Below are 17,735 nucleotides of genomic sequence, written 5' to 3'. Positions count from 1 at the left end.
CTCTCAAACAGTTGCTCTTGTCAAAATTCCCAGGTGATCCAGGCTGTCGCGTCGCGAGCGCTCACCATATCGTAAGTGCCGGGGCCGGTTTGCACCAGGTAATAACCCATCGGGTCAATAAACTGCGAAGCCGTATTGATGTACGGGTCTTCCGCTGCGGGCGGCACATCGCCAAGGGTGCCGTAATAAGTAAAGATCACCCGCCCGTTTGCAGTGAACACCGGCGGTCTGAATGCTGCCCCGAAAATAATGGACGGCGTTCCGGCATCATTGTGCACCCAACCGGCGAGGTCATATGTTACACCGGCGTCGTCGCCAAAGCGGGGCCAGAAAACGAGGAACATAAAATCGGGAATGCTGTGCAGCCCGAAGGCATCGTCCACGCCGTTCACATGGAAACCGTTGAGCGTAGCCCAGTAGTTGTCCTGCTGTGCCGCAAAATTCCACCAGCGCGCGGGAGCCTGCAGGTCTACCACCACGGGCGCAATGGCGCCGGTTATCGTGGAAGGCGTGGTGCCGTTCGTGTTCATGGTGAAGGCTGCCGTGCCGGGGTTCCAGCTGAAGTTCGAAAAGGAGCTGATGGTACTTGCCCCGTTCACCAGCGGGGTGGTGAGCTGTATGCCGGTACTGTTCACGATGTAGCCGGTGGTATGCTGACGGGCCGCGCCCGCGCCGTCTCTCCAGGTAAAGGTCACCGTTCTCTCCGTATTGTTTACCTGTATCTCGTATTGTGTGCCACCGTAGTGAAGGCGTTTGAAATAATTAAGGATGCGCGCGCTGAGGTCTTCAAACAGCAGTACGTTTTTCCACTGCCCGTTCTGCCAGGTCTGCAGATCCTGCTGGGTGGCCCTTTTCAGCACCATTTTACTGCCTTTGAAGCGGCCGGTGAGCTTGATGCTGTCTGCCGCCAGGGAGTCCAGCGAAAACTCGAAATCGGAGCTCAGCCCTTCGCCCGGCTCGCCGCCATTCACGGAACCATCGGGGTCCGCAAGAATATGGAGGTAGGAATAAGTATCGAAGATGAGCGAAGGCTGTTGCAGCGCTTTGAGGCGGTAGCTGCTTTCCTTCCGCTCGGACGCGGTGAGCGTGTCTATATCGCCGAACATCAGCACGCGGTTGGTGTTGTTGAAGCTGAAGTGGAAATTATAGATGCTGCCGGTAGCTGTTACCAGCCGGGCGTTCCAGCCGAACTGCGCGCTTTCCAGGGCAGACTGGTAGTCGCTGAGGGCCTTGTTGATCCGCTCGTCCGTTGTGCCGGGAAACACGGAATCATTATTGTCCTTACGGCAGGAAGAGAACGCCAGTAACGCCAGTAAGAGATATGATATAATTCGTTTCATCTGTTGAAGGTTGTCCGTAAGGGAATAATTACCGTATCAGCCCGTCGATGGCTGTTCTTGTGCGGGCTTGCAGGCTGTAGAATTTGATCTTCCACGCCTCCGCAAAATATTTCACTACGATGGCCTCTTTCTGCCGCAGCCGCGCCCTGGCCTGCTCAGGCGTAGTGCCGTTGGGGCCGGGCTGCGTGATGCTGTTCACCAGGTCGTCGAAACCCTGTTTGCCTTCCACCAGCATCATCGCGATCATCTCTACAAAATCCTCATCCGGCGCGCTCATGGCGTAAGCGGTCACAAAACCGTCTGCCCGCGCATCCGCATCAGACACGTTGTTCCAGTTAGAGGTGTACATACCGACCGATATGCGTTTGAATTCATCAGGGTACATAATGTTCTGGTGCAGGATATGCCCGAACTCGTGCTCGATAGTATGGAACATCTGCTTCACGCCGAAAGAATCGGAAGGCACATAACCGGGCATCGACTTGTTGCGGAAGTCGTTCAGCACATACAGCGCTATTTTGCGCCCGCCTTCCGCGGTGCCAAGGGTGATGGTACCGTCTGTATTATAGCTGGCGCTGCCTACCAGCACGAAGAACTTGGGAACGTACCGTTTCAGGAACATTTCTCCCGCTTCGGCTTCATAGGGTTTAAGCCAGGCCCGGCGGATGGTGCTCAGCACAGGAATGATCTTTTCTTCTTTGGGTGGCACCAGCGTGTGCGTATAATCCAGCTCGCCCTGGTCCCATTTGTATTTCACGGCAACGTTCAGCGGCGTGGTAAGACTGTCTTTGATCCACACGTCTATTGGGCCTGGCGCCCAGGTATCTCCGCCCAGGCCGGGGATGTCGTTCACATCGTCCAGCTTTTCGTCTCTCCTGCAGGCGGCCAGTACGCAGCAGAAAAAGAGGAAGGTCAATATCTTGAAATGCTTCATATGCATGTTTGTGCTTTTAAAAGTTCGTGTCCTGTTTTTAACGCGGGTTGCCCTGCACGCCTGAGATAGCCGCGGAAGAAGGTATCTGGAACAACCTTTTCGGATCGTCGCCCGTAAGGTTGAATACCCCTCCGCCATTTTCTACCACGTGCGTCACGGGAATGCGGTAGCGGAGAATATCGAACCAGCGCATGCCTTCCTGTACGTACTCCGCCCGTTTAAAATCCAGGATAGTACGTATCAGCGCGGTCTGCAGGTTATTGGTGCCATAAAAGTTCCGCATTTTTGGCGCTGTAACCGCATGTGCGCCGGGATTATAATTGTTGATGCGCGTGGCGGCATAAGTGTTCAGATCGCTGATGGCGGCGGACGTGTTGTTCAGGTAAGTGTAGGCTTCCGCCCGGTTGAACAATACTTCTTCGGCGGTGAGCAGCGGCACCATTACGTAAGCAGTACCGATGCCTGCATTTACGGTGGAACGCACGAAATACTCATTGATCTTCGGGATCAGGAGGTTCTCGCTGCTGCCGCTGGTAAAGGTCTGGTTTCTGAACACCCAGTCTCCGCCGGTTACATTGGGCCCCAGTATTTCATTGCGCTTGGCCGGGTTAAGGGCATATCGGAAAGTAAAATAATAACGCCCATACACGGAAGGCGTTTCCACCAGCAGCAGGTTGGCCGGCTCGGTGGCTTTTGCATAAACGCCGAACAGCTCCAGGTAGGTCATTGTTTTATACGTCGTGTTCCATGGGCGCAGCATCGGGGTGATGTTGTTGTCGGGGAATACGAGCGTAGCGTAGGTCACCACCTTTGTCCAATCCTGCTTGAAGAGATAAAAACGCGCGGCGAATGCATAGGCAGCCGCAGTGGTAAAGTGATAGGCCGGAACGGCGTAACGGTTATTGTCCAGCATGGGGATGCCCGTCAGCAGGTCTTTTTCTATCATCTCGTACACATAGGCTACTGTTTTCCTTTCATATTGTTTGATCACGACATCCTCCGGCTCGGTCACATACGGTATGCCCGGGCTGGTAGCCGCCGTGGCCGGATCGTAGGTTTCGGAGAAAAAGGTGACGAGCATAAAATGCGCGTAAGCCCTCGCTATAAGCGCTTCCCCTTTCTGCGAACGGTAATTCTCGGGGTCGGGCGCTTTGTCGCAGACCTGGATGGCCAGGTTGGCCGCGGCGATGGCCGTGTAGCAGGCATTCCAGTAGTACTCCGGGGAATCCTCCTGGTCGTCTCTCACATCCCGGAACTGGAAAGGATCGGTGTTGATGTTCTCGATCGTGCCGCCGCGTTTATCGGCTACGTTATCGGACTGGCCTTCGGTGAAAGCCATATAATTTGCTTGCGGATAGGCTGTGCCCAGCAGGCGCGACACCTGTTCAGGGCTGTTCAGCTCAGCCCTCATATCCGGCGGCTGCTCCAGGTATTTTTTACAACCGGCAGCGGCAACCGTGAGGCAAATGCTTGTGTATATCAGCAGTCTTTTCATGTCAGTTCAATTAAATGCCCACTCTCAGGGTGAGAGTAAATTGTTTCTGTACAGGCAGCGCCACGCCGCCGGTATTGAAGAACTCAGGGTCCTGCCCTCTCAGTTTTTCATCGGACAATATCAGCCAGGGATTGATGGCCGCCGCGGAAACGCTCGCGCTGTTCAGCCCGATCCTGTTGAGCAGCGCAGGTTTGAGCGCATAGGTGAGCGACACGGTTTTGAGCCGCAGGAAAGCGCCGCTGGCCACCCTTGCTGTTGAATAGTTGTAGTTGTTGTAAGGGTATTCGCCGTTCAGCCGCGATATTTCAAGGCCGCCCAGGATGGAAGGCACGTTCGTTACTTTTTCATCCCCCGGCATCAGCCAGCGGTCCAGGTACTCCTTTGGCGTGGCGTCCAGGTCGGAGTAAGCGGTTTTGAACGCCGGGTACAACCTGATCTTGTTGCCACCCTGCGCGGTAACAAAAATATTGAGCGACAGGTTTTTATAACTGAAAGTGTTGGACCAGCCGCCGGTCACGATAGGGTCCACCGGGCCTTCGTATACGAGGTGACTGATATCCCTGTCCTGCAGGTAAACGCCTTCGCTGGTCTCTCCTTTTTCGTTCACAAACAGCGGGCCGCCGTCGTAGGAGTCAAGGCCTTTGAATTCCAGGGAAAACAGGCTGCGTACCGGGAAACCCTGGCGGTTGCCGCCTTCGGCCTGCACCATGTTGAATATTTGCGGACGGCTCCGGTCGTTGGTGATCTTGTTTTCGTTGTAGCCGAAGGTGAAATTGGTTTTCCAGTTCCAGTCCCTGCGGGTGATCACCGGCCCGCCTACCATCAGTTCCGCACCCCAGGAATCCATGTCCGCATAGTTCGCGGCTTTCTCCGCTTCACCGCCGATGCCGGAAGTGCGGATGATACTGATAAGGTCGAAGCTCTGGCGGATATACCCGTCGAGGCTCACGTTCAGCTTGTTCCTGAACAAACCGAAGTCCAGCCCGGCGTTTCCCGTGTAGGCTTTTTCCCAGGTCAGTTCCGAATTTTCCAGGTTAGCCAGCCTGATCACGGATTCCACTTCGGTGAAATACGGGCGGGTGGTGTTGATATTGCGTAGCACGATGCTGGAATTGGTAGCGGGGCCCATACTGGCTGTGAGGCCATAAGATCCTCTTACTGTCAGGTAATCTACCCACGACAGGTTCTGCATGAACGGCTCCCTGTCCGCATTCCAGGATGCTGCAAGGCTCCAGGTAGGCAGCCAGCGGGCCGTGGTGCTTTTGCCCAGCCTGTTGGAACCGTCGTAACGGACCGTACCGGTAAAGTTGTAGCGCTGCCTGAATGTGTAACCTGCCGAGCCGTAGAATGCCACAAACCGGTCCCAGTCCTTACTCATACCATAATACGGGAAATTGCTCTCGATGGTTTGCTTCACGATGCGGTAATCTACGAACGGCACCCCGCCGTTGTCGTATTGATAACCGAAACCGGTATTGCTGGCCTGCTGCCGGTCCGCGGACTTCACCTGCATACCGGCCAGGAGGTTCACGGAATGGATATTGTTGAAGGTCTTTACAAAAGCAAGACTGTTCCTGAAATCATAGCTCACCAGCTGGTCTTCCGTTCTGTTGTAAAAACCGCCGTAAGGCAATACTACCACAGGTTCCGCTTCAGGATCGTCCGGGTCGCGGTAAAGGAAGCGGTTGTTCTGCCTGATGGTGGCATTGCCCGCTGCACGGTAAGCATTGGCCATGTTGGCGTTTTCCGTGATCTGGTGCTCCATGCTCGACTTCACGTAACGCACCGCTCCTACGAATTCGAAAGTGAGCGCCGGCGTGAACTTGTATTTCAGGTCGCCCTGCAGGCGGAGGTCCGATACGTTGATGTTCAGGTAGTTATTTTCAAGTTCAGTGAGAATATTGAAGGGTGCGAAGTTGCGGCGGAAATATTCCCGGTCGCCGTTCTCGTCATAGGCCGTCATGGTACGGCTGGCATTGAGCGCGTAGCTGAAGGGGTTGATGTCGAAGTCCCGGTCGTACTGCCCTTCCACGGGATTCTCCTGCCTGGTAAGCGAGCCCGGCGCGCGCTGCTGCCTTACGGAAGCAAGGGCGGAGAAGCTGACGGTGAGGCGGTCGGAGAAATTATAGTTGTTGCGGAAGTTGAGCGTGTAGCGGTTCACACGGTCGGCCACCGTCCAGCCATTGTCGCCATAATAGCTGGTGGAGAAATAGGACTGCGATTTTTCGTTACCGAAGGAAACGCTGAGGGAATGTTCCTGCACGAAGTTGTTGCGGAACAGCAGGTCGAACCAGTCCGTATTGGCGGCGGCATACCTTTTCAGGAAAGCGGCGCGGCCTTCAGGCGTATTGGGAACAGGGAAATTACCGTTGGCATCCGCCAGCATGAGCTCGTACATTTTGCCGAACACGCCGTTGTCCGCCCGGTCCAGTATATTAGGCCCAAGGGCCCCTTTCCTGTCCAGTTCCGCAAGTACGGACATCTGCTGGGAAGAGTTCATGATGCTGTAGTCGGCGTAGGAGGGCTTCAGCTGTGTGCTGAAGTTGCCGGTATAGGACACGAGCGTTTTGCCCACCCGTCCTTTTTTGGTGGTGATCACCACCACGCCGTTCATCGCCCTTGCGCCGTACAGGGCGGTGGCCGCGGCGTCCTTCAGTATCGCGTAGCTTTCAATGTCGTTGGCGTTCAGGCCGGCCACGGCGGAACCCAGCAAAGTGGTAGGGTCGCCGCTGGAAAGCTGGTCGTTGGAAATGTTGATGATCTCTTCCAGCACCACACCGTCTACCACCCAGAGCGGTTTATTGTCGCCATGGATGGAAGTGGCGCCCCTGATGCGGAGTTTGGGCGCGGCGCCGAATGAGCTGGACACGTTCTGCACGGAAACACCGGCCACACGGCCTTCCAGCATGCGGCTCAGGTCGGCCACCCCGTCGATCTTCACATCGTCGCCCTTGAGGGTAACGGCGGCGCCGGAGAATTTCCTTTTGTCCAGGTCCTGGAAGCCGGTCACCACTACTTCAGACAATACACCGCCCAGCTGTTCCAGCCGGATGTTCAGCGGTTGCCCGCGGTAAATGGCCACCTGCACTTTTTTGCCGAGGTAGGAAAAGCGGATGCTGTCGCCCGTTTTGCCGGCGAGCACAAAATTGCCGTTCACGTCGGAGAGGATGCCTTTGCGGTTCACGAGATTTTCCACGGTAACACCGGGGAGCGGTATGTTCTCGTCCGCGTCTATGACCCTGCCCCGGATCTGGGAGGCAGGCACAGAGTCCTGATAAACTGTGGTTTCCGTTGCAAAAGCGTCAGCAGGTGTGGATGCTGCAAGCAGTAACAGGATAAACAAGACCGGGAGTTTTAGGCGCCACTTCCCGGCATCACAGGCGTAAACCTTTAATTGCATGTGCGCATGTTTGATTTTGGAACATTTTGGTTGATATGCCGGCAGCTCTCAAATGCTTTACAACAGAAGCATGCTCCCCTTTTGAGTTAAACAGACAATCAGCAGAATTTCAGTCGTTTTGGGAATATTATCCGTACTTAAGATACATAATAAATGCGGGGTTTTAACTTTTTTATAACGCTTTTTTATGGGAGGGATACAAACGCCCGCGAACGGATGTACATTTACAGATATGGAGCCGGGCATGATAAATTTTCCCGACCAAAAAAAGACAAATGAAACCAGGAATAACCATTTCTTACTGCCCTAAATGCGGCTGGCTGCTCCGCGCAGCCTACATGGCACAGGAGCTGCTGGTCACTTTCGAAGAAGACCTGACCGGCGTTACGCTGAAACCCTCCGAGATCGCGGGAAGTTACCAGGTATCGCTGAACGACCAGATCATTTTTGACCGGAAGCGGGACGGCCATTTTCCCGAGATAAAGGAATTAAAACAGCGTGTGCGCGACCTGGTGAACCCGGGCAAAAGCCTCGGGCATGCGGACAGGAAGAAGGAGGAGTAAGGGATTACCGGATATTCTCCGCATGATCTGGAAGGCTGTCAAGATATTACTGCCACAAAATGTGAAAAGGAACAGCCCAGAGATTTTTGCCAAATGGCACAACTTCTTTTCCAGAGTACAGCACAACACCGCCAATAAACTCTTTTGCTGTAAGTTCAGCCAGCGTTTTTATGCCGTTAAAATCCTGGATATTGACGGATTCCGACTTTTTTATTTCAATGGCGAACAGGGAGCCGTCCGCTTTTTCCAGCACGAAATCAACCTCTTTTCCGTCGCTGGTTCTGAAATGTAAGAGCTTAGCCTTTGTTTCACTGAAAGTCAGCAATTTCGTTAGCTCCGCGACTGCATAGTTTTCCAGAACATGCCCAAAAAGATCAGGCTTGTTCTTTTTAATGTCCTCCAGATCAAGATCCAGCATATGACACAGCATAAGCGTGTCGATAAGGAAACCTTTAGACGCTTTCACCAGCCGCTTGCCAGTATTCCGGAACCAGGGTTCAACATCGAAATTCAGAAACATCATTTTCAGGATATTGCGATAGAACTTCGATGTAACCGGGTTTAACCCCATGTCCCGGGCAATATCGGCATCGTTAAGCAAATTACCTGCCCGTATAGCGAGGATGCGCAAGAGATTAGGAAGGGTGGAAATCTTCTCAAGCTCTGCGATCTGCCGTACATCACGCTGCAGTATTGTTGTCAGATAACCATCGAACCAAAGTGAACGTTCTTTAGCATTCTTATCAGCTATTTCAGGAAAGGTAGCCAGTTTTATTGCATCTATAAGACTTAATCCACGATCAGTCATACCGGCAAAGTCAAAATTGAACAGCCTGTCCAGCCCATTCCCGATCCCTTGCGACGATTCAGCAGTACAGAAAGGATAAAGCGTTAAAACGCTCATCCTTCCCACCAGGGGATCAGACAATTTCGGCAGAGCCAATATATTGACAGAACCTGTCAACAAATACCGGCCGTTCGCATGTTCTTTATCCCGCAACCTTAGTTCATCTACGACAACTTTCAGTGCACGGAATAGCTCGGGTACCATTTGCACCTCATCTATAAAAAAAGACAATGATAATTGATCTTCAATAATTTACATAGTCAATATGCTACCAAAAAACGGTATACAAAGCCGTCAATATCCCGCAAATGATCACAGACGCCACGACGAAAGCCGGCGTTACCCGGAACAGGGACTTATCGATCTCGATCGGCGACTCTCCTTTGGGCGCTGGTTTCATCAGGCTCATCACCGTCATAACGATAATGAGCAGCACGAAAGTAATGGACATGCGGTCCAGGAAAGGATAATCCGGGAAAGCGCCATTCGTCCACACCGGCAGGAATTTCAGCACCGTTGAAACGGGAATGGTAAGCAAGGCGCCGGTGAGCGCAGCAGCCGCAGTAGTGCGTTTCCAGAAGAAACCCATCAGGAAAATGGCCAGCACACCAGGGGAAATAAACCCGACATACTCCTGGATGAACTGGTAAGCCTGGTCCAGCGAACGCAGGGCGGGGGCCACCACCGCGGCAATGAGCATAGACAGGATCACGGCGTATTTGCCCACGCTTACCAGCTGTTTTTCGGAAGCATTTTTATTGAAGAATTTCCTGTAAATATCCAGCGAAAAAATAGTGGAGATACTATTCGCCTTGCCCGCCAGCGAAGCCACGATAGCGGCTGTGAGCGCGGCAAAGGCCACGCCTTTCAGCCCGGGCGGCAGCAGGTTCATGAGCGTGGGGTACGCATGGTCGGGCTTCACTTTCTTCACACCGTCTACCACGCCCTGCATTTCTTCCTGGAACATGCCGTGCTTGTGCAGCACGAACATCACGATGCCCGGCAGCACGGCGATCACCGGCACCAGCAGCTTCAGGAAGGCGGCGAACAGGATGCCGTTGCGCGCCGTTTTAAGATCCGCTCCCAGCGCGCGTTGTGTAATATATTGGTTACAGCCCCAGTAAGCCAGGTTGTTGATCCACATGCCGCCGATCAGCACGGAAAGGCCCGGGAGGTCTTTATAATAGGGATTGCTCTTGTCGAAGATCATATGAAAATGCGAGGGCGCCTCTTTACGCAGCACGCCTAATCCTTTCAGGATATCACCGCCATAACCGAAACGCTCCGCCAGCAGGTCCAGCGCGAGATAGGTGGTTACCAGCCCGCCAAGGATCAGCACCAGCACCTGCACCACGTCCGTATACCCGATCACCTTCATGCCGCCGAGCGTTACGAGGATCGCGAAAATGCTCAGGCCGGCAATGCACCATTCAAACGAGATAGTGGAAATGGATGCAATGGCCAGCGCGCCAAGGTAAATAATGGAGGTAAGGTTCACGAAAACATAGACCAGCAGCCAGAATACGGCCATCACGGTGCTCACCTTGTCGTTGTACCGCTTGGCGAGGAACTGCGGCATGGTGTAGATCTTGTTCTTCAGGTAAAGGGGGATGAACACCACGGCCACGATGATAAGCGTGGCGGCGGCCATCCATTCGTAGGTGGAAATGGCCAGCCCCAGCGCAAAGCCTGAGCCGGACATGCCGATGAAATGCTCCGCCGATATATTGGACGCGATCAGCGATGCCCCGATGGCCCACCAGGTAAGCGAACCCTCCGCCAGGAAAAAATCCTTGGAATCGGGCGAGGCGGATTTTTTTTTATGGTAGATATAATAACCGTAAGCGGCGATAGCAATGAAGTAGATAAAAAATACGATGTAATCAGCTGTATGCAGTTTATTCATATAGTGGAGGCAAGGTTAGGCTTAAAAATTTCCCGCAGGCAAAGCACAAAGTCTTACGCTGCGGGAAATTACCGATTTGGAACGTACTTCACTGAAATACCGGTTGAAGTATCAGAATTTTAACGTGGAAGGGAGGTATTTCGCCACCAGGTCCTCATAATAAGGCCTTAACTCCTTCCAGTCCGGCGGCGTCGGATTCTTGGAATACAGGTCGTATGGATTGAAAAGCTTCACCCAGCGCAGCATTTCGCGGTCATGATCGTCCAGCAGCTGGCTGTAAGCGCCTTCGCGGTGCCAGGCGTAGAAAGAATGGTACCGGAGCATGTACAGGCCCTGCTCGGGCAAATGGTCCTTCATCATCTGGTAAACGTATTCGTCGTGCCCCCACGACATATGCACATTCCTCAGCCCGCAACCTTCTTTGTATACGCCGGTAGGCGTCTGGTACTCGGGGTTGTTGTAGTCGGGGTTGTTTTTGAAGAATTCGGGGTACACCACTTTATCTGAATACTGCACGCCCACCGGGAAGGTGTCTCCCACCACGGCCCATTGCGGTTCACCGAAGAGGCAGAGCACTTTGCCCATATCGTGCATCAGGCCCACCAGCACCATCCAGTCCGGGTGACCGTCCCTGCGGATGGCCTCGGATGTTTGCAGCAGGTGCTGGAACTGGTCCAGGTCGGTATCCGGGTCGGAATCGTCCACCAGCTGGTTCAGGAAGTCGAAGGCCTGCCATACGGGCATTTCCTTTTTGTCAAATTTGAGGTAGTCCGCTCTTTTCTGCTGCACAAACTCGTAGGTTTGATACGTGTGGTTGAGGCGGTAGAATTCCTTAACGGTGTCTCTTTGCGGGGAATCATAGTTCCTGTATTCATCCGTGGATTTATCGGTGGCAATACTATCCGGGTCCGGATAACGTTCCAGTACGGCGTCTTCCCATTCATCGAGGCTGTTGAGCGGGTTAATCTCCTTAGCGGTTAATGATGAATTTTGAATTGTGGCCATGGCAAGTATTTTGTAAATTAAAAAAGTGGTGAGTTGAACACTATAATTTCGGTCATTTTTAAGGATTTTCATACCGCGCCACTGCTTTATTTACGAAACCGGTTTCGTTAAATCCGGGCATTAAAGGCTAATTTAGCATCGTAAGGACTTATCAACCAATGAAACAGATCAATATCAAGGCGCTGGCGCAGGAACTGAACCTTTCCGTTTCCACGATCTCAAAGGCCCTCCGGGACAGCTATGAGATCAGCGACGAAACGAAACACCGGGTGCTGGAGCTGGCGGCTAAGCTGAATTATACGCCCAATCCTTATGCCAGCAGCTTACGCGGCAAAAAGAGCCGGAATATCGCCATCGTGATCCCCGAGGTGGCAGACAGTTTTTTTTCGCAGGCCATCAACGGCATCGAAAGTGTGGCGAAGGGAAAGGGATATCATGTGCTGATCTGTCTCACGCATGAGAATTACGAGAATGAGCAAACCATCCTGAAAGAGTTCCAGAGCGGCCGGGTAGACGGGGTGCTGATGTCCGTTTCCAGCGAAACCGCCAGCGGCGGGCATATCCAGGAACTGATGGCCAAAGAGGTGCCGGTCGTGTTTTTCGACCGGGCGCTGAATGAAGTGAACGCCACGCGGATCGTGACGGACGATTTTGAAAGCGGCTACAAAGCTACGCTGCACCTCATAGAACAGGGCTGCCGGAATATCGCTTTCCTGGGAGTTTCCAGCAAACTGTCCATCAGCAACGACCGGATGGCCGGCTACCGGAAGGCCATGGAAGAAGAAGGGCTGCCGGTTCATGAAACCTACTGTTCCGCTTCTGCCGGGGAAAATTATACCATTGTCCGGGAATTACTGCAACGGCCGGACCGGCCGGACGGCATACTGGCTTCCGTGGAAAAGCTCGCCACGCTGGTGTACCAGGTGTGCGCGGAACTGCCGCTGGCCATGCCGGCGGATGTGAAGCTGGTGTGCTTCTCCAACCTCGGTATTGCCGCTATGTTATATCCTTCGCTTACAACCGTTACCCAGCCCGCGTTTGAAATGGGTAAGGCCGCTGCGGCCGCACTGCTGAAACTGCTCGAAAAAAAGAACACCGACCCCGCAGGGCTGAATATGGTGATACCTTCGGAGCTGATCAGGCGTGGGTCCACACTGTAGTTTTTCTGGCACGGCACGTGCGCGCTAACAAGGGAACAAACCTTCCTGTCATGAAAAAGGTAATAGCGCTTTTACTCGTTTGCCTGTTCATCAGCAAAGCAGCCGCACAAAACAATGCCATGGATACCATTACCCGTTACATAAAGGTTCCCGCCGGCTACCTGATGGTGTTGCGGCAGGGAGACGATGTATTAGCCCAGCTCGAATCGCTGGCCATCAAAGAAAAGATCCCTTCGGCGAATTTCGCGGGGATGGGCTTTGTGAACGCCCGTTTCGGCTTCTTCAACTTCGAAACGAAAGAATATGAGCCCAAGGAATTTAATAACGTGGAGCTGGCCAGCATGCGCGGTTCCATCGCCTGGCAAAAAGGCAAGGTGTCCATCCATGCGCATGGCGTGGTAACGGACAGGGAGTTCAAAGCTTATGGCGGCCATATGCTGGGCGCCATAGTGGGCACGGGCTCAGTGGAAATACTCGTAACGGTGCACGATAAAATGCTGGAACGGAAGATGGAGGAACCGCCGGGGGCGAATGTGTTGCAGCTGGAGGAATAATTTTTACAAAATCACCGCCCCTCCCCGCAATGGCGCTTTTCCTGGTCTGCCCTGGCTGATCTTAAAAAATATAAAAACAAAAAGCCCCGAAACATCCGGGGCTTTTTTGTTATTCCAGGTTATCCGCAAAATAATACATCGCCTTTTGCAGGAACGCACCAAACGCGGGATTGGAAGAGGTATACCGTTCGTCTGTGGCATACAGGTCGCCCAGGCCTTTGTAGGCCGCGGTGATATCGCCTTCGGGCTTGCCCCAGAATTGCCGGATGAAGTGATAATGATCCGCAATGAGCCGCTGCACTTCAGGGCTGTGCGGATCTTTGCCCGTTATGGCTGCCAGCTGCTCCCAGTTGGCGGCGAAGTTCTTTCCCAGGGTCTCAAACTCCTGCGGACTGAGCTTCAGCAGCTGTTCCCCGGAATGTTTCACCTGGTCCGGCCAGCGTTCCATGGCTTCTTTCCGCCAGGCCTGCGCCTGTTCTTTCGGCAGTCCTTTATAAAGATCTTCAGGTTTCATCTTTTGTTTGTTTTCGAGGTGATCAATTGTTTTGTCAAGCGTTTCCAGCAGCGTGGCGATGCGTTCTTTCCGTTGCAGCAGGCTTTGTTTGTGGCGCTGCAGAGCCGCTACCATATCAAAGTCCGGGTCGTCCAGCAGATCGGCGATGGTCTTCAGCTCAAAGTCCATTTCCTTGTAAAAAAGTATCTGCTGGAGCCGCAGCAGCTCTTTTTCACCATACAGCCGGTAACCCGCCTCCGTGCGCACAGAGGGCTGCAACAAACCGATCCTGTCGTAGTGATGCAGCGTGCGCACGCTTACACCAGCCATTTCCGCCAGTTTTTTTACCGCATATTGCGCCATAATGGAATGCTTGTTTTAGATTGCAAAACAAAGGTAGGGTATGACGTAAGGTTAGAGTCAAGCGTTTTTTTTCAATTTTTTAAAAAACCGCTCCCCTCTTTGTCCCCTTCCCTCACTTCCGATCGTTAAGACCATGAAACCATAAAATATTACACGATGAGAGATTTCCTCCTGATCTTCAGAAACAGCGACACCTCGCACCCTGCGCCCACGCCGGAGCAAATGCAGGAAAGAATGAACTGGATGGCGGGCATTGCCGCGCAGAACAAACTGGCAGACAAAGGCAACAGGCTGTCCGGCAGCATCGCCAAAACCGTGCGGCCTGATGATGTGGTGACCGACGGGCCTTACACCGAGATCAAAGAGTTCATTCTCGGTTACGTGATCGTAAAAACGGATACCATCGAGGAAGCAGTAGAGATCGCCCAAAAGAATCCCATCCTCAAAATGGGCGGCAATATTGAAGTGAGGGCCATTTTAACGCCGGAAGAAAAAGGCTGAGGCCATGAAAGAAAAAGCTTCGCCTCACCACGAATTGCTGCCCCGCCTGTTCAGGCTGGAGTACGTCAAAATGACGGCCGTATTGTGCCGTCATTTTGGGTTGCAGCATATGGAGACCGCGGAAGACATGGTGAGCGATACCTTCCTGAAAGCGGCCGAACACTGGAGCCGCAATGGCGTGCCGCCCAATCCTACCGCCTGGCTTTATGCCGTCGCGAAGAATCATGCGAAGGATTACCTCAAACGGCATTCCCTGTTCGAAACACAAATAAAACCCGCGCTGAGCGGTGATGAGCCGAAAACCGCCCAGGAAGTGGACTTTACGCCACAAACGATAACAGACAGCGAGCTGGCGATGATCTTTGCCGTTTGCAACCCTGCCAATTCTACCGAAGCGCAGATCTGCCTGGCGCTCCAGGTGCTTTGCGGTTTCAGCGTGGAAGAGATCGCCGGGGCTTTTCTTTCAAAGACCGAAACCATCAAAAAGCGGCTGGCCAGGGCAAGGGCGAACCTGCGCAACGACCGTTTCGGGATCGGAACGTTGCAGGCCGCTACCATACAATCCAGACTGGATACGGTGTTGCGGACCATCTACCTGCTGTTCAACGAAGGTTACGCTTCCCGCTCGGCGCATCACCTGATCCGGAAAGACTTCTGCTCGGAAGCCATGCGGCTGGCGCTCATCCTCACCGAAAACCCGCTCACCGGCACGCCTAAAGCCAATGCGCTCCTGGCTTTGATCTGTTACCAAAGCTCCAGGCTCGAAGCGCGGGAAGACGATGCAGGAGACGCCATTTTATTTGAGCAGCAGGATAAAAGCCGCTGGAGCAAAGAACTGATCGAAAAGGGCAACTATTATCTCGTGGAAGCCTGTTCGGCCAACGACATCTCCAAATACCACCTGGAAGCAGCCATCGCCTACTGGCACACCACGCCCACGGATCACCACAAATGGGAACATATCCTTCAGCTGTACAACCAGCTGGTCATCCTGGAATACTCCCCTATCACCGCGCTGAACCGCACTTTCGCTTTCGCCAAAGTGCACGGTCACCTGCAGGCCATTCCTGAAGCGGAGAAGCTGGGCCTTGAGGACATGAATTTCTACCATTCCCTGCTGGGCTATCTCTACACCGGCGTCAACACGGCCAAAGCGATTGAACATTATCAAAAGGCCATTACCCTCACGAGGCCGGCGGCGGAAAAGAGAACGCTGGCGAAAGAAATAGAGCGGCTGCGGGCCGGCCATAAAAAATCCCCATCCGCGAAGGATGGGGAACGCAAAAAGTGAAACAGTTAACAGTTATAGGTCAACCGCTAGTTCGTGAACCAGCGTGCTTTATAAACATGCATATCAGGGAAAACAAAAGAACGTTCCGGCGCGGAAAATTTCACATGGAACGTCCACCAGCTTTCTTCGGGGATGGTGTAGATGTACTGCCCGGACTTAAGCTGGCCGAGGCTTTTGACATTCTCCGCATCCGGCAAACCTTTGCGTTTGCTGAATTTCTGCGCATTGATATCAAACACCCATGAGCCGTGATGTTCGGTCACAAAAAGATGGTTGCCACCAGGAGCAGGTTGCAGTTCGTGCCCGCCAATGCCCGGTATGTTCCATTCGTTCTCCAGCTGCAGGGCATCCGGCGAAGCGATCCTGTACTCGCGCAACACGGAATAGCCCAGCGCAAAAAGGCGCTGTCTTTTCGCGTCCCACACCAGGCCGTGAGCTGAATACAGGCTGTCTGTATATAATACCTTCCCCGGCCGGGCAATGTTGAACAACATGATCTTATTACCCGCCTTATGCGTGGAAGCGGCCGCCGCTACAAGATTCCCGGGCAGCAGGGCGATGGAATGCGCGTTGGGAACGGCGGCGTGGAACACTACTTTTTTATCTTCCAGGTTCACGATCGCAATGGCGCCTGATGAGGAAGAAACCAGTATCTGTTTCCCGCCGTTGATCGCTTTGCAATCGTCCATGGTATTGAACATGCGGCTTCGGTATTCTTCGGGCAGGTCAGCCGCCTCATGGGCATCCCACACCCAGGTCACTTCCGGGATGCTGTCTTTAGACCGGTCGTAATCCACCAGCAGCACCTTGCTGTCGCCACATACGAGAAACTTTTTCCCCGATTGGCCAAAGGCCGTGGCGGCTGCGAGCAGCATGGCGCAGAAACCGAAAATGTGCTTACACTTCATAACGATATTGTTTATTTGAACCGCCCATGCCATCGATGGGCCTTAATTTCACTTGATCATACAAACCTGGAAGGGACGGCCAAAAGTAAGAAATAATCGGATCACGTTTTTTAGCTTATTGTTAAGGATTGGAATTCATAATTTGCAGTCCATATGCGTAATCTGAAAGTACTGGCAGTAGGCAGCTTCGCCGTGCATGGCACGGCAAGCCTGAAAGCAATGATCAAAATACTGGGTTCCAGGGTATTGCCTGTGCCGAGCGTGGTGCTGAGCGGGCTGACGAACATGAAAAGCGTGACCAAGCTGGATGTGCCTTTTGAAAAGCTGCTCACGGAAGTGTTTGAGCTGGCGGTATTCCGCGGGCAGCGCCTGATCCTGTACATCGGTTATCTCGGCAAGCCTGAGCAGGCGGACGTTCTGGCGGAACTGATCCGGGTTTACCGGCCGCATATCGCGTACATCGTTACCGATCCCGTTTGCGGGGACCATGGCCGGATGTACGTGCCGGCGGAGATCGCGGAAAGATGGCCGGCACTCATCCGCTTGTCTGACATAGTTTTTCCCAACCTCTCCGAAATAAAGATACTGACCGGCAACGATCCCGCCGCAGCAGGCGCGCCGGAAGCTTATATTGAACAATTCCGCGGCCGTTACCCGGAGGCAGAGCTGGTAGTGACCAGCATGCTGCCTACCCCGGAAGAGATCGGAGTAGAACTGTACGGGGAAAACCGTTTTTCTTTCTATCATCCTTACCTGTCGCGGAACTTCGGCGGTTCAGGCGATGCTTTCCTTGCTTTGTTCCTGCTTCATTTCTTTTTTGAAGGAAAAACAAAAGAAGAAGCCCTGACCGAAGCCGCCCGGCAAACATCCGCCTACATTGCCCGGTCCATGGAGCAGGAAGCGGACGAGCTGATCATTGAAGACTAAAAAAGAAAAAAGCCTGCGCAATTGCACAGGCTCCCCCCTTTCCGTGAA

Annotated in this window: 15 protein-coding genes; 6 read left to right on the top strand and 9 right to left on the bottom strand. The window is 53.3% G+C overall.

The genetic code is table 11. The features are described 5' to 3' along the window. Nucleotides 1–20: 20 nt before the first annotated feature. The 4 genes from ACTJIK_RS08290 to ACTJIK_RS08275 are packed head-to-tail and all read right to left on the bottom strand — an operon-like array spanning nucleotide 21 to nucleotide 7,112. Nucleotides 21–1,340: a DUF4302 domain-containing protein gene (locus ACTJIK_RS08290; RefSeq protein ID WP_440645892.1), complete on the bottom strand. Its 1,320-nt coding sequence runs from the start codon at nucleotides 1,338–1,340 to the stop codon at nucleotides 21–23. Between the two features lie 28 nt (nucleotides 1,341–1,368). After that, the gene (locus ACTJIK_RS08285) at nucleotides 1,369–2,280 is read right to left on the bottom strand and encodes a zinc-binding metallopeptidase (RefSeq protein WP_440645891.1); all 912 of its coding nucleotides are present in this window, start codon (nucleotides 2,278–2,280) and stop codon (nucleotides 1,369–1,371) included. A gap of 31 nt (nucleotides 2,281–2,311) precedes the next feature. Beyond that, on the bottom strand, nucleotides 2,312–3,769 hold the full coding sequence (locus ACTJIK_RS08280) for a RagB/SusD family nutrient uptake outer membrane protein (protein ID WP_440645890.1): 1,458 nt from the start codon (nucleotides 3,767–3,769) through the stop codon (nucleotides 2,312–2,314). A gap of 10 nt (nucleotides 3,770–3,779) precedes the next feature. Beyond that, nucleotides 3,780–7,112 (bottom strand): SusC/RagA family TonB-linked outer membrane protein, encoded by a 3,333-nt coding sequence (locus ACTJIK_RS08275; protein WP_440645889.1) that lies wholly within the window; start codon nucleotides 7,110–7,112, stop codon nucleotides 3,780–3,782. Between the two features lie 332 nt (nucleotides 7,113–7,444). On the opposite strand from ACTJIK_RS08275, the gene ACTJIK_RS08270 reads away from it, so the two are divergent. Then, complete coding sequence (locus ACTJIK_RS08270; RefSeq protein WP_440645888.1) at nucleotides 7,445–7,732, top strand: SelT/SelW/SelH family protein; 288 nt, start codon at nucleotides 7,445–7,447, stop codon at nucleotides 7,730–7,732. A gap of 46 nt (nucleotides 7,733–7,778) precedes the next feature. Here ACTJIK_RS08270 and ACTJIK_RS08265 read toward each other — a convergent pair whose 3' ends face one another. The 3 genes from ACTJIK_RS08265 to ACTJIK_RS08255 all read right to left on the bottom strand — a co-directional run bounded on the left by ACTJIK_RS08265 (nucleotide 7,779) and on the right by ACTJIK_RS08255 (nucleotide 11,490). Continuing rightward, a complete protein-coding gene (locus ACTJIK_RS08265; RefSeq protein WP_440645887.1) occupies nucleotides 7,779–8,810 on the bottom strand; it encodes an ATP-binding protein in 1,032 nt (343 codons plus the stop codon). A 37-nt stretch (nucleotides 8,811–8,847) separates the two neighbouring features. Then, nucleotides 8,848–10,485, bottom strand: a complete 1,638-nt coding sequence (locus ACTJIK_RS08260; protein WP_440645886.1) for a sodium/sugar symporter — start codon at nucleotides 10,483–10,485, stop codon at nucleotides 8,848–8,850. Nucleotides 10,486–10,596: 111 nt separating this feature from the next. After that, on the bottom strand, nucleotides 10,597–11,490 hold the full coding sequence (locus tag ACTJIK_RS08255) for an inositol oxygenase family protein (RefSeq protein WP_440645885.1): 894 nt from the start codon (nucleotides 11,488–11,490) through the stop codon (nucleotides 10,597–10,599). Between the two features lie 158 nt (nucleotides 11,491–11,648). On the opposite strand from ACTJIK_RS08255, the gene ACTJIK_RS08250 reads away from it, so the two are divergent. Next, complete coding sequence (locus ACTJIK_RS08250) at nucleotides 11,649–12,650, top strand: LacI family DNA-binding transcriptional regulator (RefSeq protein ID WP_440645884.1); 1,002 nt, start codon at nucleotides 11,649–11,651, stop codon at nucleotides 12,648–12,650. 50 nt (nucleotides 12,651–12,700) lie between these two features. Then, a complete protein-coding gene (locus tag ACTJIK_RS08245) occupies nucleotides 12,701–13,204 on the top strand; it encodes a PPC domain-containing DNA-binding protein (protein WP_440645883.1) in 504 nt (167 codons plus the stop codon). A 109-nt stretch (nucleotides 13,205–13,313) separates the two neighbouring features. Here the strand turns inward: ACTJIK_RS08245 and ACTJIK_RS08240 are convergent, their stop codons facing one another. Then, nucleotides 13,314–14,060, bottom strand: a complete 747-nt coding sequence (locus ACTJIK_RS08240; protein ID WP_440645882.1) for a MerR family transcriptional regulator — start codon at nucleotides 14,058–14,060, stop codon at nucleotides 13,314–13,316. A 156-nt stretch (nucleotides 14,061–14,216) separates the two neighbouring features. On the opposite strand from ACTJIK_RS08240, the gene ACTJIK_RS08235 reads away from it, so the two are divergent. Both ACTJIK_RS08235 and ACTJIK_RS08230 read left to right on the top strand, forming a co-directional pair. Then, nucleotides 14,217–14,561: a YciI family protein gene (locus tag ACTJIK_RS08235; protein ID WP_440645881.1), complete on the top strand. Its 345-nt coding sequence runs from the start codon at nucleotides 14,217–14,219 to the stop codon at nucleotides 14,559–14,561. A 4-nt stretch (nucleotides 14,562–14,565) separates the two neighbouring features. Continuing rightward, a complete protein-coding gene (locus ACTJIK_RS08230; protein ID WP_440645880.1) occupies nucleotides 14,566–15,852 on the top strand; it encodes an RNA polymerase sigma factor in 1,287 nt (428 codons plus the stop codon). 26 nt (nucleotides 15,853–15,878) lie between these two features. Here ACTJIK_RS08230 and ACTJIK_RS08225 read toward each other — a convergent pair whose 3' ends face one another. Continuing rightward, on the bottom strand, nucleotides 15,879–16,760 hold the full coding sequence (locus ACTJIK_RS08225; protein ID WP_440645879.1) for a DUF6528 family protein: 882 nt from the start codon (nucleotides 16,758–16,760) through the stop codon (nucleotides 15,879–15,881). A 153-nt stretch (nucleotides 16,761–16,913) separates the two neighbouring features. Between ACTJIK_RS08225 and ACTJIK_RS08220 the strand changes: the two genes are divergently transcribed. Further along, a complete protein-coding gene (locus ACTJIK_RS08220; protein ID WP_440645878.1) occupies nucleotides 16,914–17,687 on the top strand; it encodes a bifunctional hydroxymethylpyrimidine kinase/phosphomethylpyrimidine kinase in 774 nt (257 codons plus the stop codon). The last annotated feature ends 48 nt before the right edge of the window (nucleotides 17,688–17,735 follow it).

The sequence above is a fragment of the Chitinophaga sp. 22620 genome, from assembly GCF_052044405.1.
Taxonomy (GTDB): domain Bacteria; phylum Bacteroidota; class Bacteroidia; order Chitinophagales; family Chitinophagaceae; genus Chitinophaga.
Note: the sequence above shows the minus strand (reverse complement) of the source record. Positions and strands in the feature narration are given on the sequence as shown.

What these genes read in the sequence shown, in the direction of transcription:
- ACTJIK_RS08260 (WP_440645886.1), bottom strand. Translation starts at nt 10,485, where the DNA reads ATGAATAAACTGCATACAGCTGATTACATCGTATTTTTTATCTACTTC.
- ACTJIK_RS08250 (WP_440645884.1), top strand. Translation starts at nt 11,649, where the DNA reads ATGAAACAGATCAATATCAAGGCGCTGGCGCAGGAACTGAACCTTTCC.
- ACTJIK_RS08280 (WP_440645890.1), bottom strand. Translation starts at nt 3,769, where the DNA reads ATGAAAAGACTGCTGATATACACAAGCATTTGCCTCACGGTTGCCGCT.
- ACTJIK_RS08230 (WP_440645880.1), top strand. Translation starts at nt 14,566, where the DNA reads ATGAAAGAAAAAGCTTCGCCTCACCACGAATTGCTGCCCCGCCTGTTC.
- ACTJIK_RS08290 (WP_440645892.1), bottom strand. Translation starts at nt 1,340, where the DNA reads ATGAAACGAATTATATCATATCTCTTACTGGCGTTACTGGCGTTCTCT.
- ACTJIK_RS08225 (WP_440645879.1), bottom strand. Translation starts at nt 16,760, where the DNA reads ATGAAGTGTAAGCACATTTTCGGTTTCTGCGCCATGCTGCTCGCAGCC.
- ACTJIK_RS08255 (WP_440645885.1), bottom strand. Translation starts at nt 11,490, where the DNA reads ATGGCCACAATTCAAAATTCATCATTAACCGCTAAGGAGATTAACCCG.
- ACTJIK_RS08245 (WP_440645883.1), top strand. Translation starts at nt 12,701, where the DNA reads ATGAAAAAGGTAATAGCGCTTTTACTCGTTTGCCTGTTCATCAGCAAA.
- ACTJIK_RS08235 (WP_440645881.1), top strand. Translation starts at nt 14,217, where the DNA reads ATGAGAGATTTCCTCCTGATCTTCAGAAACAGCGACACCTCGCACCCT.
- ACTJIK_RS08220 (WP_440645878.1), top strand. Translation starts at nt 16,914, where the DNA reads ATGCGTAATCTGAAAGTACTGGCAGTAGGCAGCTTCGCCGTGCATGGC.
- ACTJIK_RS08240 (WP_440645882.1), bottom strand. Translation starts at nt 14,060, where the DNA reads ATGGCGCAATATGCGGTAAAAAAACTGGCGGAAATGGCTGGTGTAAGC.
- ACTJIK_RS08285 (WP_440645891.1), bottom strand. Translation starts at nt 2,280, where the DNA reads ATGCATATGAAGCATTTCAAGATATTGACCTTCCTCTTTTTCTGCTGC.
- ACTJIK_RS08270 (WP_440645888.1), top strand. Translation starts at nt 7,445, where the DNA reads ATGAAACCAGGAATAACCATTTCTTACTGCCCTAAATGCGGCTGGCTG.